Source organism: Bacillus sp. VA13, assembly GCF_055710085.1.
This window is the reverse complement of sequence record NZ_JBVQPP010000001.1, coordinates 732703-746666: the sequence shown is the minus strand read 5'-3', so window position 1 is coordinate 746666 and position 13964 is coordinate 732703. Positions and strand designations below refer to the sequence as shown.

The following is a 13964-nucleotide window of genomic DNA, read 5'->3' as shown; positions in this document are numbered from 1 at the left end:
ATAGCTTGTTACTCAAAAGCCTAGAGTTCAAACGCAGTGACGGGATTCAGGTGAAAGTGACAGAAATACCTGTATTAAAGGAAGATGAGCACTATTTCTTTATGTTACATCACCATTTGCAATTCTACTTAAAAGAAGTGTTTTCATCAAACAGCAGGGCAAAAGTGTATTCTTTCCGACATTATATGAAGCGCCGGATGAAATGGGCAGATTATCAGGCTGTTTTTCATCAAGAGGTGTTAAAGCACAACGCGTAATATGACGTTTATACCTGTATGTCTCCCTCTGTAATCAGTGATTGGGAGGCATGCAGGATTTTTTTGCCCAGTATCGAATACAAACATGGGACGCAGCAGGTAAGGACGATTTTAGAAAGCGTTTTTATGCTGGCTGGAAAGGGTGAATGTCATGAAGGTTATCAAGGGTTTAACGGCAGGGCTGTTTTTTCTGCTTTTGTGTGCCTGCGGGGGACAACAGATTAAAGATCCGCTCAATTACGAAGTGGAGCCTTTTACATTTCAAAACCAAGACGGCAAGAACGTTTCTTTAGAGAGTTTAAAAGGAGAAGTATGGCTGGCGGATTTTATTTTCACCAATTGTGAAACTGTATGTCCGCCGATGACCGCTCATATGACTGATCTGCAAAAAAAACTGAAAGCCGAGAAGATAGATATCCGCATCGTATCGTTTAGTGTTGATCCAGAAAACGATAAGCCGAAACAGCTGAAGAAATTCGCCGCAAATTATCCATTATCTTTTGATAATTGGGATTTCCTCACGGGATACAGCCAGAGTGATATTGAGGCGTTCGCGCTTAAGAGCTTTAAAGCGATTGTGAAGAAACCGGAGGGAGAGGACCAAGTCATTCATCAATCTTCTTTTTATTTGGTAGGTCCAAACGGCAAGGTGCTGAAAGATTACAATGGAGTGGAAAATACACCGTACGATGATATTATCGCCGATGTGAAGTCAGCCAGTACACTCAAGTAAGCTAGAAGACTAGGCATTTGCAAATCTTCTAAAACATGATACACTTTCCACTAGTAGAATGGGAAGGAGCAACAAGATTGAAGCTGCGCATTTTTTCACTCATGGCCAGTTTGATTTTGCTTCTTACTGCTTGTACGAGTATACGTACAGCATCTGAGGGAAAGCAAAAAGCTCATGAACCGAAAACGAAAGAGGACATTGTCATTGCGGCTGTCGGAGATTCGCTGACAGAAGGAGTCGGAGATCCCGACGGAAAGGGATATGTCGGCAAGGTGGCGGATTCCATCCGTTCAGATAAGCAAGTAAAAACGGTAGACGTAAAAAATTATGCCGTGAAAGGGAACCGTTCGGATGATTTATTAGAGAAACTAAAAGATAAAAAGGTTCAAAAAGGCATAAAGGACGCAGATTATGTCTTTTTTACCATTGGCGGTAATGATTTGATGAAAGTCCTTCGCCAAAACTTTCTTCAATTAACCGTTGAACCGTTTGAGGAAGCGGAAAAGCCGTTTGAAAAGCGTTTTGAAAAAATTATTTCTGAAATTCGAGAGCTGAATGATCACGCTGAGCTGATTTATGTCAGCATGTATAATCCGTTTACGTTTACGTTATCTGAATTAAATGAAATAAACGGAGTTGTCACTGATTGGAACCATATTGCTGAAAAAGAGCTGAAAAAAGATAAACATGCAAAAATCATTCATATCGACGACTTGTTTAATGAAAAAAGTGACAGCAGCCGAATTTCTGAGGAAGATGATTTTCATCCTAATGGTACGGGTTATTCCCTTATCGCGAAGCGCGTCTATCAAGCCATTAAAAAAGAAGGATTACCGAAAGAGTAGGGTGACATCATGAATAAGTGGAAACGACTGTTTTTTATATTGCTTGCAATCAATATTATCCTTGCTGTTGGTTTTATGGCACTTGTTATGCTGCCGGGAGAACAAGCCCAGGTGAAGGATTCATCTGAGAGCGAGTATGGATTTCAAGTGACAAGCACAAAAGAATCATTAGCTGCGTTTGTCAACTCATATTTAAACGACAAAGCATCAAACAAGCTTGATTATAAAGTAGAGATAGATGATGATGTTCATGTCGCAGGGAAAATCAAGGCTTTTTCCACGTCCATTGATGCGTTTGTCGCTTTTGAACCGACCGTGAAAAAAAATGGCGATGTGGAGTTGAATGTTACGAAATTTTCGTTAGGGAAATTGAGTATACCGATTAGCTTTGTGTTAAATTATATGGACAGCTTTTACGAATTGCCGTCATTTGTCCACGTTCACCCCGGCGATAAAAGCATTGAAGTGCGCCTGTCAGAAATGCCTTTAACGAATGGAATGTATGTCAAAGCGGATAAAATAAATTTAGAAAAAGATGAAATTGAGTTTTCCTATTACCATCCTAAACAATAGAGGTGACTGAAAATGAAACGGATTTACCAGTATTTCAGTTTATTATCCTTTACATTTTCCCTGTATTTTGGCTGGCTTGCTTATCATCATCTAGCCGCTGAAGATATGGACCAAATGTACTTGAACATTTCCTATTGTGCCTTGTTCCTAAGTGTGATGGTGTTTACATTCGGTATGAGAGACCGGAAAAAAACCGATAAATCATGAAAAAAAGAGACATGAAACAACGTCTCTTTTTTCGTGCGGTCTGACGAAAATTTGAGAACACAAGGAGAAAAAATGAAAGCATATGATTTTACACAGGGGAACGTGCTGAAACAGCTTGTGCTATTTTCAACGCCTATTATGCTTGGAAACGCATTGCAGGTTTCCTTTCAATTTATAGACAGTTTGTGGATCGGCAATTTACTGGGGGCAAAGGCTCTAGGGGCAGCAGCAGTATCAAGCACGATTGTTTTAACCGTGCTTTCTTTTATTTTGGGCCTTAACAATGCGACGTTAACCATTTTGTCACAGCAAAAGGGAAAAGATGATGAAAAAGGAATGGCGTCGTATATTAACGCTTTTGTCGTTTTATTAACAGGTCTAAGCATCGGATTCGGCGCGGCCGGTTTTTTTCTGTCAGAGCACTTGCTTCGTCTTCTAAAAACGCCGGAGTCAATGATACCGCTTGCTGAAACCTATTTACAGATTCAATTTATCGGCATTTTATTTTTGTTTGGTTATAACTTTATCAGTACTGTGCTTCGGGCGCTCGGCGACAGCAAGACACCTCTCCGGTTTATTGCGTTTGCCGTTGTGCTGAATACAGTGTTGGCACCGCTCTTTATTTCTGTGTTCCGCATGGGAATAGTGGGAGCTGCTTATTCGACGATTTTGTCACAGGGCATTGCGTTTCTGTATGGATTGTTCTATGTCATCAAACACAAGCTTGTGCCGTTCTCAATTCCGCGAGTGCCCAAGTGGGAAGAGTCCGCGCTGATTATGAAACTCGGGATTCCAGCCGGTCTGCAGATGATGGTGATCACAGGCGGAATGATGGCGATTATGAGTGTTGTCAACTCATACGGGGAGCACGTGGTATCAGGCTTCGGCGCGGTACAGCGGCTCGACAGCATCATCACGCTTCCAGCAATGGCTGCCGGTACGGCGGTCAACAGTATGGCAGGGCAAAATATCGGAATCGGAAACTATAAAAGAGTGGGAACGATTGCAAGGCTAGGTGTGATGGCTGTTATTTCTTGCATGCTGGTGATTGCAGTTATGATTTGGGTATTTGGTAAATACCTCATGAGGTTATTTATCAGTGAGCCAGATGCTGTTGCGTTTGGTGAACAATATTTGCGGTGGATCGCGTTTTTCTATCCTTTTATCGGGATTAATTTCGTACTGAACGGAATCGTCAGAGCTGCGGGAGCGATGCTGCAGGTCCTGGTTTTAAATTTGATTTCGTTTTGGGTTTTGAGATATCCTTTCACAGCTCTATTTTCAGCTTGGCTTGGACAGAAAGGGATCGGGCTCGGAATCGGAATGAGTTTTTTATTAAGCAGCTGTGCGGCGTTTTTGTATTACAGATACGGCCGCTGGAAAACAATGAAACTGTTCACTGAAAAATAAGTGAGGCGCTGAGAAAAGCACATACCCATATATAGCGGTATGTGCTTTTTTTCACCGTTTTTTATCTAGTTTGCTGAAGAGCTCGATTAATGAGGCAAGTTCGGCGTCACTGTAGCAGTCAAAACGTTTAAAGAAATATTCCGTTTTTTTCTCGTTGAAATGCTGAAGGACTTTTTCGCCCGCTTCAGTGATATGAATGCGGATGATGCGTCTGTCTTCCTTCGATCTGATTCTCGTAATCCATTCCTTTTCTACCAGCGCATCAGTCACAGCCGTAATGTGGCTTGCCGATACCTCTAAAATAGGCGCAAATTCGGTGACTTTTTTAGGCCCTTGTTCACTGAGGATTCGCAGAATGGTGAATTCATTCCGTGACAGCTCTTTATCTAGAATCTCATTGATTTCATTGCGTATTTGTTTAAAGACTTTACGGAGTAAAGTTTCCATATCGTACATCATCTGTGTTCTTACTTTCAAATTTGTGAACCTCCATTACATAAGCATATTGCTTAAAACCTATAGATTTTATTGAAAAGCAGAATCATTTTCATTCTATTTTTACATGCTATAATATAATAATACCACGTATTAACAAAGGAGGCACCAGTATGTCTGAAAAAAAAGAAATCGCCACATTTGCTGGAGGCTGTTTTTGGTGTATGGTTAAACCCTTTGACGAACAGCCGGGAATTGAAAAAGTGGTGTCCGGGTATACAGGCGGCCATACTGAAAACCCTACGTATGAAGAGGTGTGCAGTGAAACGACAGGACATCGTGAAGCCGTTCAAATCACGTTTAATCCTGATGTGTTCCCTTATGAAAAACTGCTTGAATTATTTTGGCAGCAAATTGACCCGACAGATGCCGGCGGCCAGTTTGCCGATCGCGGCAGTTCCTACCGTGCAGCCATTTTTTATCATAATGATAAACAAAAGGAGCTTGCGGAGGATTCCAAGCAACGCCTGGCGAAAAGCGGAATATTTAAAGATCCGATTGTAACGGATATTTTAAAAGCTGAACCTTTCTATGAAGCGGAAGGCTATCATCAGCATTTTTATAAAAAGAATCCAGGACATTATCAGCGCTACCGGACAGGTTCTGGACGTGCCGGATTTATCAGCGAGCATTGGGGGGGCGAAATAAATGGCGAACAATAAAGAAGAAAAAATTCAGTCACTAAACCGCATACAATATGAGGTGACGCAAAATAATGGCACGGAGCCGCCGTTTCAAAATGAATATTGGAATCATAAGGAAGAAGGGCTGTATGTAGACATTGTGTCAGGCAAGCCGTTGTTTACATCCAAGGATAAATTTGATTCCCACTGCGGCTGGCCAAGCTTTACAAAGCCGATTGAAGAAGAAGAGGTGGAAGAAAAACTAGACACGAGCCATGGCATGATTCGCACAGAAGTGAGAAGCCGTACTGCGGATTCTCACCTTGGCCATGTATTTAATGATGGACCGGGGCCAAGCGGGCTTCGTTACTGCATAAATTCAGCGGCGCTGCGGTTTGTGCCGAAAGATAAGCTGAAAGAAGAAGGATACGAAAGCTATCTGCATCTCTTTCATAAATAAAACACAAAAAACAAGCCTGCCTAATGGATAGACAGGCTTGTTTTTATGCCTTTTTTTCTTGATGCAATTCTTCGATAATCTGGGCAATTCTGTCTTTTGTAATGAGAGGGGCTTGATCTGATTGATACCCGGGCAGATTGACTTTGCGAAAATCAGGATGTTTTTCCGGCTCTGGAAGGATCGCATAAAGATTGCCCCATTCATACAGTGATTCAATTTCATGAGGGGATGTTAATTCTTCGTGAAGCTTTTCACCTGGACGTTTGCCGACTTCTACTGCAGCCGGCCGCGGGAGCCCGTGCTGCGATGCATATTCTTCAAACCCGTGAATCAGTTCTTCAAGTTTCAGTGATTCCATTTTAAAAATAAAGGTTTCTCCGCCTTTTGTAATAGCAGCTGATTGCAGTGTCAGTGTAGCCGCATCGTCTATTGACATGAAAAATCTGGTCATGTTCTTGTCTGTGATGGTCAGCGGTTCACCTTCCATCATTTGTTCAAATAAAATAGGGATGACCGAACCCCTTGAGCCGAGAACATTTCCGAAGCGGACCGAACAAAACACGGTTCCTCTGTTTTGAACGTGGCGGTTTGCTTGATGAAACAGCTTTTCAGATAACAGCTTGGTGGCACCCATTGTGTTCACAGGAGATACAGCTTTATCTGTTTATCAAGATGATGACTACGATTCGTAGCTGCTGACTGTTTCCCCGATTAGGAAGTTATATCTTAGAATTGGTGTAATTTCAAATTGTGCAGGTATTGGGCCTTTTCTCTTTGCTGTCATTTTAACTATAACTTTCTGCAACGTAATTCTGAGCAGTTTATTCTTTTCTTCTCTGTTTTCAGATGACTCATATAGTTCAATTGCATTTTTTATGTTCTCTTTAAGTTGGTTGATATCAAGACCACCTTTAAAATCAACAAGGCCATTTATCTCGTCTTTTGCTTTTTTAAGCTCTTGCAGCTCTTTGTCTAAGACTGATTTCCGCTGCAGGAATATTTCATCAGAGTAAATGCCACTTTCATATTTATCGAATATGAAATTCAATTTGTTTTTCAACTCTTTTTCTCGCTGCTCAAATTGTTCATTCATTTGCTTTTTTGATCTGATATTGTTTTTGTTTTCATGAGACTGAATCACATTACCAAGATGTTTCGTAAGTTCATTGTCATTTAGCGCCTGTAGATACTTTAAATAATCTAGAATGGATTCTTCAACATCATTGTATCGGACATTCATACACTTGTTATTGAGGCATCTGAGCACTTTAACGTGATATAAGCTTTCTGTACCGTTTTTATTTTGTCTCTTTCTTTTGGCTTCGTATTTTGACAATGGGCCACCGCAATCTGCACAAATACATACTCCAGCCAATTCATTTAATTTATAATCGCTTCTATTTGGCAGCAAAGGTATTTTGTTTTCGATTTTTTTATTTGCCTCCTGGAATTGATCTTTATCAATTATAGGAGTGTGTGCGTCAGGTACAATTATTTGTTCATTCTCAGGTCTAATTGTTCTCTTGCCGTCTTTTTCTTTCTCTCTGACTTTATACTTAACAGTCCCTATATAAGCTTCATTTTCAAGAATGGCTTTTACAGTGAACCGATTCCATTTTTTCTTTCCGGCAGGGGAGGGGATTTGCAGATTGGTTAAATGAGTCGCAATTGCGTTGTAACTGTAATCCTTTCCATTTAGACCGTTCAGGAATAAATCAAATATTAGTTCAACAACCTTTGCTTCTTCTTCGACTGGGTCTAGTTTAGACGTCTTTTTGTTTAGTTGGTATCCATAAGGTGCAAGTCCAGATATCCATTTCCCTTGTGCTGCATAAGTGTATTTAGCTCCTGTCATACGCTCCCTAGTCATTTCAAATTCTTCTCTAGCCATAAATAATTCAAAACGAATTTGGCGCATGTCTACAGGGTTTCTAGGGTCATAAACCTTATATGGTGTAATTATGATCAATCGTTTGCTTTGAAGAAGGTTAACAATCTGTCCTGCATCGCTATAACTCCCACGACTAAGTCTTGTTATTTCTTTAACTGCAATTGCCTGATATTTGCCTTCCTCAAGATCTTTTAGGCATTCTTTAAAAACAGGGCGACCCTCGATGCTTTCTCCAGATCCTATCTCCATTTTTAATTCATATGGGATTTCAATGGCCGTAAGTATTTTATTCATGAGTTCTTTTTGCTCTGTGAGTGTGTCTTCACCTGTTCTTTTTTCTCGTTCCATGTCCTGACGAGAACGTCTAAGATAACCTAAAATATTTGTGATGTTGTAAGAATTGACAATGTTTTTTAACTCCAAAAATTTAGCACCTCTTTATTGTGTTTAATGTCAAAACAGAAGTATCTGTAAAAACATTCTATCTAACATTGAATACGAAAACAACAAAATAATTTGAAAGATTTGTATTCTTTGAATGTTGATCTATCTAGTTTTAGATTTAGGCATATGTATTGTGAATTATTATCAGCTCTAGTCTTTTAAAGACGGGGGATTTTTTGTCCATTTTTTGAAGTATGTACGCATCTATAAGTGAGGACGAAAAAATTTCAGTAAAAAGTGTCCGATGTTAAAAGTTTATACGCAGTTATTAATAACAGAGGAAAAGTTCTAGATCGATGATGCAAAATCGAATACACCGATGGGGTTTTCTTATGAAGGGTGAAAAAAATTAGCGAAAAGATTGTGCCATTCCGGAGGTCGATACGCAGTTATATATGACAGAAGAAATTTGCGCGACATTTATTCGACATGCATATTATCAGTTGTGTGAAATTTTTTAATTTGATGTCTCAAAATGACCGTTACTGTACCCATTTTATAAGTGTAGGTAGAAGTTCAAATGAATGGTTGTCCGTCTTGGAAAGTCTATACGCAACTTATAATGACGGAAAATTTTTTCGCTGAATTGTGCGGGCGAGTATTATCTATTGAAGGATATAAGAGGGGGATGAATCGTTGACTATGAGTAACATTTGGATAAAACAAGGTTCTTCTAAAACCTTGTTAAATATCTCAACTAACTATCTATAATGCTTGTGAGCAAAATTGTACGCCCTTGCTTAACTTTCAATATAAATCTAATGAAATTATAGGAGGAAAGAATAATGGATCAAACACAAATCGTAATTTTATCACTAATCATCGCTGCTATTGGTGAGATCAAAGATCTATTAATTGCTATGTTCCCGAAATTATTTCCAGCAATCGGATCATTCTTGCTTGGCCTGAACATTTATGTATGGGTAATAATCCTTCTGCTGCTGATTATTGCTATTTTAATATACATAGTTATTAGGAGGTGATCTAAATAAAATTCCCATTTTATTTAGATCTGAAAGTGGCTTGATTGCATACCAAATATAAGGTACCCTGTATATGTATCATAGGGGTTTAACAGCCACTATAACTCCAGAGAGCTCCCTCATATAGCTCTCTGGTTTTTTTAATTTATAGGATGAAGAAAAATCTTATGGTAATCAATTAAAAGAACAGGAGACTATGAATGGAATTCTTAATTAGACAAGAACTCACACATGAATATAATACGACTGAAGAAATTGTTAAAAGAGCTTTTTTTAATGAAGAATATAGTGACAAAAAAGAGCATTTACTTGTAAATAGGATTAGAAAATCAGATGCATTCATTCCTGAACTTTCATTGGTCGCATTAAATCAAGATAAAGATATCGTAGGTCATGTCCTTTTATCTAAAATAAAAATCATAGATGGCGATAACACTGTCGATTCTTTAGCACTTGCTCCAGTTTCTGTTGCGCCTGATTATCAGAAAAAAGGAATTGGGAGTAAATTAATTCGTACTGCGTTAAAAAACGCAATAGAGCTTGGTTATCGTTCAGTAATTGTTTTAGGACATAAAGATTATTATCCAAGGTTTGGTTTTAAGCCAGCTAGCTTATGGAATATAAAAGCCCCATTTGAGGTGCCTGATGAAGTGTTTATGGCTCTAGAATTAGCAGATAATTCTCTTGAAGATGTGCAAGGTATCGTTAATTATTCAAAAGCTTTTTTTGAGTAAAAATTAGATGATTGATTAGATATTGTTAAAAAGAGGTTGTCCCGAAAATTTTTTAATCTGTGGATAGCCTCTTTTTTTGTAAAGAGCCCTAAAAATAAAAAAGAAAGCCACAAAGGGCTTTCAATTAACGTTCACATGCATAGTTGTCATGATCTCTGTCCATTTTAGATTGGTAAGCAGGGTGGGAGCTAGGCACTCCATTCGGATATTTTTTTCTTAACTCTGTGCAATTTTTAAATGTTTCTGTTTCTCCAGTTGTCTCTGAAGAAGCTTCTTTTTCAGTTGTAGTCGAAGTTTCACTTGATGCCTTTGGAGTAGTAGGCTGTTTAGCTGCCGGTTTAGTTGTTGTTGCTTTTTTAACTGCAGTGGTTTTTTCTTTCACACAGCCATTAAATCCTCGGTCGGTCACATATCCATTCTTGCTCCAGATTGAAAGCTTCTCTGATTTTGCTTCCTGCTCGTCTTTCTTAAATTGGTCTATGTATTTGGTGTTTGGCTCATATACATATGCTACTCTGGCCAATCCTTCTTTTAGCAATGTTTCCTGAACAGATTTGCCATCCACATAAACATAAGCTAATAGTCTTCCGTATTTATCTCTGCGGTCACCTTTATCGAACTCCAGTTGCAGCTTACCACTGTTGACCAATTCCTTGTTTCGCTTAGACGCATCTTCACCATATGGTTGAACACAAGAATTTGGTTTCTTAGTTTCAGGTGTATCAACGAGCAAGTAGCGGACTGTATCTACATTTCCGTTGTAGGTAACTTTAATCGTATCTCCATCAACTGCTCTGTCTAATGTAACATCGACCAATTCCTTTTTGTCTTTTTCCTTAGATTTGTCAGCAGTTTTTTCTTTAGTAGATTCCTTTTGTTCTGTTTTCTTTTCTACATCCGTAGACGCTTGTGGTGTTTCTTTTTCCGTGCTTACTTTTTCAGAATCATTTGAGCTGCAGGCTGCCAACGATAAGCTCAAAGTGAATGCTGCAAAACCTAATAATACTTTCTTCAACTTCATTTCCCCTTTTTAGAATGTTTGTTCTCTATTTATATCGGTAAACCATCAATAATTATAATCCTATATCCAATTATTGTGAATTTAATTTTTCCTTAATATAATCACATCTCTGTTTAGGTTTTGTTGGCGTATGTTAAAATTTTACTAGGTTCGTTATCAGAAGGGAATGGTCTTATGCTAGGGATTAAAGTTGAAATATCAAATGGAACTTAATTAAGTGTTTGTACCTTCGGGCATATTAGAGGTTTGTTATTCAATGAAAGAAGTTATTAAAATTCAAATAATAGGTGGAGTAAAATTGTCCAGTAAAGGGATATGGGAGGAGCAAGTATGGGACAAAAAAGTAGACAGCACTATGTTCCGAAATTTTATTTGAGAAATTTTTCTGAAACTGACAAATCAATTAGCACATTTAATATCATGAATTCATTATACATCCAAAATGCTTCGATTAAAGATATGTGTCAAAGAAACAATTTCTACGGTGACGACAAAGTAGTTGAGGATTTTTTAGATAAAGAGATTGAAAGAAAAGCCGCGAGAATTATAAAGAAAATTATAGACACAAACAGTATCCTAGACTTTGTTAATGAAATAGAAGATTATGAGCATCTACTTACTTTTTTATTAGTTAGTGAGGGAAGAAATTTACGGAGTGCTGACTCAGCAGAAAATGCAGCTGATAAACTGATTAAAACAATGATTAAGGGACATCCTGATTTTAAAGAAGTAGATTTAGACCAATTTGAAATCAAGATAAATCAACCTGCTAATAATATTATAGGTATTGCCTTAGAAAGTACCCCGCTAATTTATGATTTGGAACCTATCTTGATATTACAGAAAACATCAAGAAAGTTCATAACATCAGACAATCCATTAGTTCGTTACAACTCATTTTATATTGGAAGGAACTATTATGGAAGGGGATTTGGCCTTGTTACTAGAGGGCTACAGTTGTTCCTCCCAATATCTCCCCAGCACTGTTTACTCTTTTACGATAGTCTAGCATATGATATTCCAGGGGAAGAAAATGGTGTTCTAACATTAAAAAGAGCCCGAGAAATAGATTATTTAAATGAACTGTTCTATTTAAACTCTTATAATAATACTTTCTTTAATCAGAGAATAAAAGAAGACTATATTAGAAAAATTCATAATAAAAATAGGAATACTTCCAAAATTAATGAACTAGATAAAGAAGTGAAATTTTACAATTCATCGGAGGATAACGACCAAATAATAAGTCTCTTACACAATAGAGTTACCAAAAAAATTACTCTTCCATGGATTACTGATTCTAAATTTGCAAAAAGCTTAGTTCTTCCTCGACATATGGGAGGGTTACAAAGAATGGAATCACCAATTATCGGAGAATATATGAAGAACGCTAGGGCTAACTTTGAAAATCAACGATAAAGATATTTTTGGTCATAATTATTTTTAATTTCACGGAGGAAATCCCTTTTTCGCCATAAAAATCGTACTTAACAATTTATTTCAAAAAAGAAATTAACAATGTATTCCTTGATCCAAACTATGGGGGAGAGAGGAAAAGAGCAGTAAGGATAGGGTAGTAATTAAAACAGCAAATAACAGTTCACTGCTAATGCTGCTTCAATTATGAGCAAAATTGTTTCCTAACAAATTAATGTCCTATAGTAATGTTTCCCTTGTGTATCATAACATGGTAAAATCTAGATAATTGTTGTTAGGGGGATAGGATATGGAAGAAGGTAAACTTATTCATTTCACACTGGCTGGTATTAAAGAAGCTATTTCGAAGTATGGCACTTTTCCAATGATTCAACCAGGCGGTTTCGTATTAGAAGATGCTACATTTGAATTTAATGAACCTGCAACAGAAGAAGAAATTGGAAAAATAGAATCGCATTTCAATGTAAGTTTACCGAAGGATTATAAGGAGTTCTTAGCTCTACATAATGGAATGAAATTTTTTGATGGGGTTGAAATACTTAGTATTGAAGATGTTTTAGAATACAATGAAACAGAAGATCTCCCAGAAAATTGTTTTTTAATTGGGTATCATTTTGATGGACGTTATGTAATTGATACTCAACGGTATGAAAAGGGTCTTGACTTTATGTTTTATTTGGATGCGATTGATCACTTCGATGAAGCTATTGAGGTTGCTCCAAGTTTTGAAATTTGGTTAGACAGGTTGGTATGCTCTAATGGATTCAAATATTGGGAAATAAACAAAGACGTTAAGCTGTATTATGAAAATATGGATTTAGAAGAGACTCCCTATGATTAGGAGTCTCTTTTATATTAATACGATCTCCACCAAGGATTAACTTCACTTCTATGAAACGCGCTGTCTAATGGAATCAAATTACCAGTGGAGTTACCGCTGCCATATTCTCTAGGTAATTGATGGTGGATTTCAAACTTTGCCCAAGTCTTTTTCCCATACTTTTTCTCATACCATGCGCGGTATGCTTTTCTTTCTTTATTACCCCAGTCAACTTTTTTCTTAACTTTCTTAAAGTATACGTTCGCAGGTGCAAGCAAGTCTAGGCCTGATTGTTTATCTGTATAAACAGGAAAGAAAGTACCTTTTTTATTGGTTAAGTACAAACCTTCAGTCCATGTTAGAGTTCTAAGTGTAGGAGGTTTTCCTGCCCATGTTGCAATAGCGCTACCTGAATATTTCCAAAAAGAATAACGTTAAGAAGCTGATGAACTTCAGCACCTTTCTTAATCTGTCCTCCAACAAAGGTCTTTCTAATAATATGTGGACACGTAAATTGCTTGTTATAGTAGCCACTTTTACATAACGCTTGTTGAACTTCAAGTGTTGCAGGTCGAACCCCAACTACTTTTGAAATCTCTACTCCATGAATAACTTTGTTCACTTTCCCACCTAAGAAAGTATGGCTTAGGTAAACAACACTTTTTGAACCTTTCTGTATTCCTATACGCTGACTATCAGAAGTAACTTGTCCAGTTGAAATTTTGCCATCTTTCTTATCATAAGCAATATAAGTTTGATAAGAGTTTTCAACTTCAAGTCCTTCTTTTTTTGCAATTTGAGTTAGCTTGGTAGAAGCGTTTGAAATTGGTTGTTTTGATGCTTCAGTTTTTTGCTTTATTCCATTAACTGAAGATATACGTTTTGTAAGGTCGATTCCTTGGATACTTGTTTTGTTAGATGATTCACTTGCAGCTACTTTCTTTTCATGTGTGAAGAGTCCGGAAAGAAGTAAAACAACAGTTAGAGCAGTTAATCCAAAGCACTTTAAAAACTTATTCATAAACAATCAT

Annotated in this window: 17 protein-coding genes and 2 pseudogenes; 13 read left to right on the top strand and 6 right to left on the bottom strand. The window is 37.6% G+C overall.

What is annotated here, in order from left to right; genetic code table 11:
* Window positions 1-5: 5 nt before the first annotated feature.
* From AC0C66_RS03630 to AC0C66_RS03605, 6 genes are all read left to right on the top strand, one after another.
* Window positions 6-257, top strand: coding sequence for a YpmP family protein (locus tag AC0C66_RS03630; protein WP_003218212.1), 252 nt, complete (start codon window positions 6-8; stop codon window positions 255-257).
* 151 nt (window positions 258-408) lie between these two features.
* Entirely contained in the window at window positions 409-990 is a 582-nt protein-coding gene (scuA, locus tag AC0C66_RS03625; protein ID WP_072183585.1) for a cytochrome c oxidase assembly accessory protein ScuA, read from the top strand.
* A 77-nt stretch (window positions 991-1067) separates the two neighbouring features.
* Window positions 1068-1835 (top strand): SGNH/GDSL hydrolase family protein, encoded by a 768-nt coding sequence (locus tag AC0C66_RS03620; RefSeq protein ID WP_014114135.1) that lies wholly within the window; start codon window positions 1068-1070, stop codon window positions 1833-1835.
* 9 nt (window positions 1836-1844) lie between these two features.
* Window positions 1845-2408: a YpmS family protein gene (locus AC0C66_RS03615; protein WP_014114134.1), complete on the top strand. Its 564-nt coding sequence runs from the start codon at window positions 1845-1847 to the stop codon at window positions 2406-2408.
* Window positions 2409-2420: 12 nt separating this feature from the next.
* Window positions 2421-2615: a protein YpmT gene (gene ypmT / locus AC0C66_RS03610; protein ID WP_003218204.1), complete on the top strand. Its 195-nt coding sequence runs from the start codon at window positions 2421-2423 to the stop codon at window positions 2613-2615.
* 72 nt (window positions 2616-2687) lie between these two features.
* On the top strand, window positions 2688-4025 hold the full coding sequence (locus tag AC0C66_RS03605; protein ID WP_327816364.1) for an MATE family efflux transporter: 1338 nt from the start codon (window positions 2688-2690) through the stop codon (window positions 4023-4025).
* 51 nt (window positions 4026-4076) lie between these two features.
* On the opposite strand, the gene AC0C66_RS03600 is transcribed toward AC0C66_RS03605, so the two are convergent.
* Window positions 4077-4502, bottom strand: a complete 426-nt coding sequence (locus tag AC0C66_RS03600; RefSeq protein WP_003241533.1) for a MarR family transcriptional regulator — start codon at window positions 4500-4502, stop codon at window positions 4077-4079.
* Window positions 4503-4633: 131 nt separating this feature from the next.
* On the opposite strand from AC0C66_RS03600, the gene msrA reads away from it, so the two are divergent.
* Both msrA and msrB read left to right on the top strand, forming a co-directional pair.
* Window positions 4634-5182, top strand: coding sequence for a peptide-methionine (S)-S-oxide reductase MsrA (gene msrA, locus AC0C66_RS03595; protein ID WP_327816365.1), 549 nt, complete (start codon window positions 4634-4636; stop codon window positions 5180-5182).
* Window positions 5169-5603 (top strand): peptide-methionine (R)-S-oxide reductase MsrB, encoded by a 435-nt coding sequence (gene msrB, locus AC0C66_RS03590; RefSeq protein WP_014114130.1) that lies wholly within the window; start codon window positions 5169-5171, stop codon window positions 5601-5603. Before msrA ends, msrB begins: the two co-directional genes overlap by 14 nt.
* A gap of 43 nt (window positions 5604-5646) precedes the next feature.
* On the opposite strand, the pseudogene AC0C66_RS03585 reads toward msrB, so the two are convergent.
* A pseudogene (locus AC0C66_RS03585) lies at window positions 5647-6267 on the bottom strand (polysaccharide biosynthesis protein); the annotation flags it as partial.
* Window positions 6268-6282: 15 nt separating this feature from the next.
* Entirely contained in the window at window positions 6283-7917 is a 1635-nt protein-coding gene (locus tag AC0C66_RS03580) for a recombinase family protein (protein WP_128751230.1), read from the bottom strand.
* Window positions 7918-8723: 806 nt separating this feature from the next.
* On the opposite strand from AC0C66_RS03580, the gene AC0C66_RS03575 reads away from it, so the two are divergent.
* Together AC0C66_RS03575 and AC0C66_RS03570 are read left to right on the top strand one after the other, a co-directional pair.
* Entirely contained in the window at window positions 8724-8921 is a 198-nt protein-coding gene (locus AC0C66_RS03575) for a hypothetical protein (protein ID WP_268458800.1), read from the top strand.
* Between the two features lie 200 nt (window positions 8922-9121).
* Window positions 9122-9655 carry a GNAT family N-acetyltransferase gene (locus AC0C66_RS03570; RefSeq protein WP_163135728.1) on the top strand — a complete coding sequence of 178 codons (534 nt, stop codon included), beginning with the start codon at window positions 9122-9124 and terminating at the stop codon, window positions 9653-9655.
* Between the two features lie 124 nt (window positions 9656-9779).
* On the opposite strand, the gene yokF is transcribed toward AC0C66_RS03570, so the two are convergent.
* Window positions 9780-10670, bottom strand: a complete 891-nt coding sequence (gene yokF, locus AC0C66_RS03565) for an endonuclease YokF (RefSeq protein WP_282913623.1) — start codon at window positions 10668-10670, stop codon at window positions 9780-9782.
* Window positions 10671-11006: 336 nt separating this feature from the next.
* Between yokF and AC0C66_RS03560 the strand changes: the two genes are divergently transcribed.
* The 3 genes and pseudogenes from AC0C66_RS03560 (at window position 11007) to AC0C66_RS03550 (ending at window position 12954) form a co-directional block, all read left to right on the top strand.
* A complete protein-coding gene (locus AC0C66_RS03560; protein ID WP_282913622.1) occupies window positions 11007-12095 on the top strand; it encodes a DUF4238 domain-containing protein in 1089 nt (362 codons plus the stop codon).
* Window positions 12096-12181: 86 nt separating this feature from the next.
* Window positions 12182-12320: pseudogene (locus AC0C66_RS03555) on the top strand (SunI/YnzG family protein); the annotation flags it as partial.
* 82 nt (window positions 12321-12402) lie between these two features.
* Window positions 12403-12954 (top strand): SMI1/KNR4 family protein, encoded by a 552-nt coding sequence (locus AC0C66_RS03550; RefSeq protein WP_437388350.1) that lies wholly within the window; start codon window positions 12403-12405, stop codon window positions 12952-12954.
* Window positions 12955-12968: 14 nt separating this feature from the next.
* Here AC0C66_RS03550 and AC0C66_RS03545 read toward each other — a convergent pair whose 3' ends face one another.
* Entirely contained in the window at window positions 12969-13277 is a 309-nt protein-coding gene (locus AC0C66_RS03545) for a hypothetical protein (protein WP_437388349.1), read from the bottom strand.
* A 14-nt stretch (window positions 13278-13291) separates the two neighbouring features.
* On the bottom strand, window positions 13292-13954 hold the full coding sequence (locus AC0C66_RS03540; protein ID WP_437388348.1) for a hypothetical protein: 663 nt from the start codon (window positions 13952-13954) through the stop codon (window positions 13292-13294).
* Window positions 13955-13964: the final 10 nt, after the last annotated feature.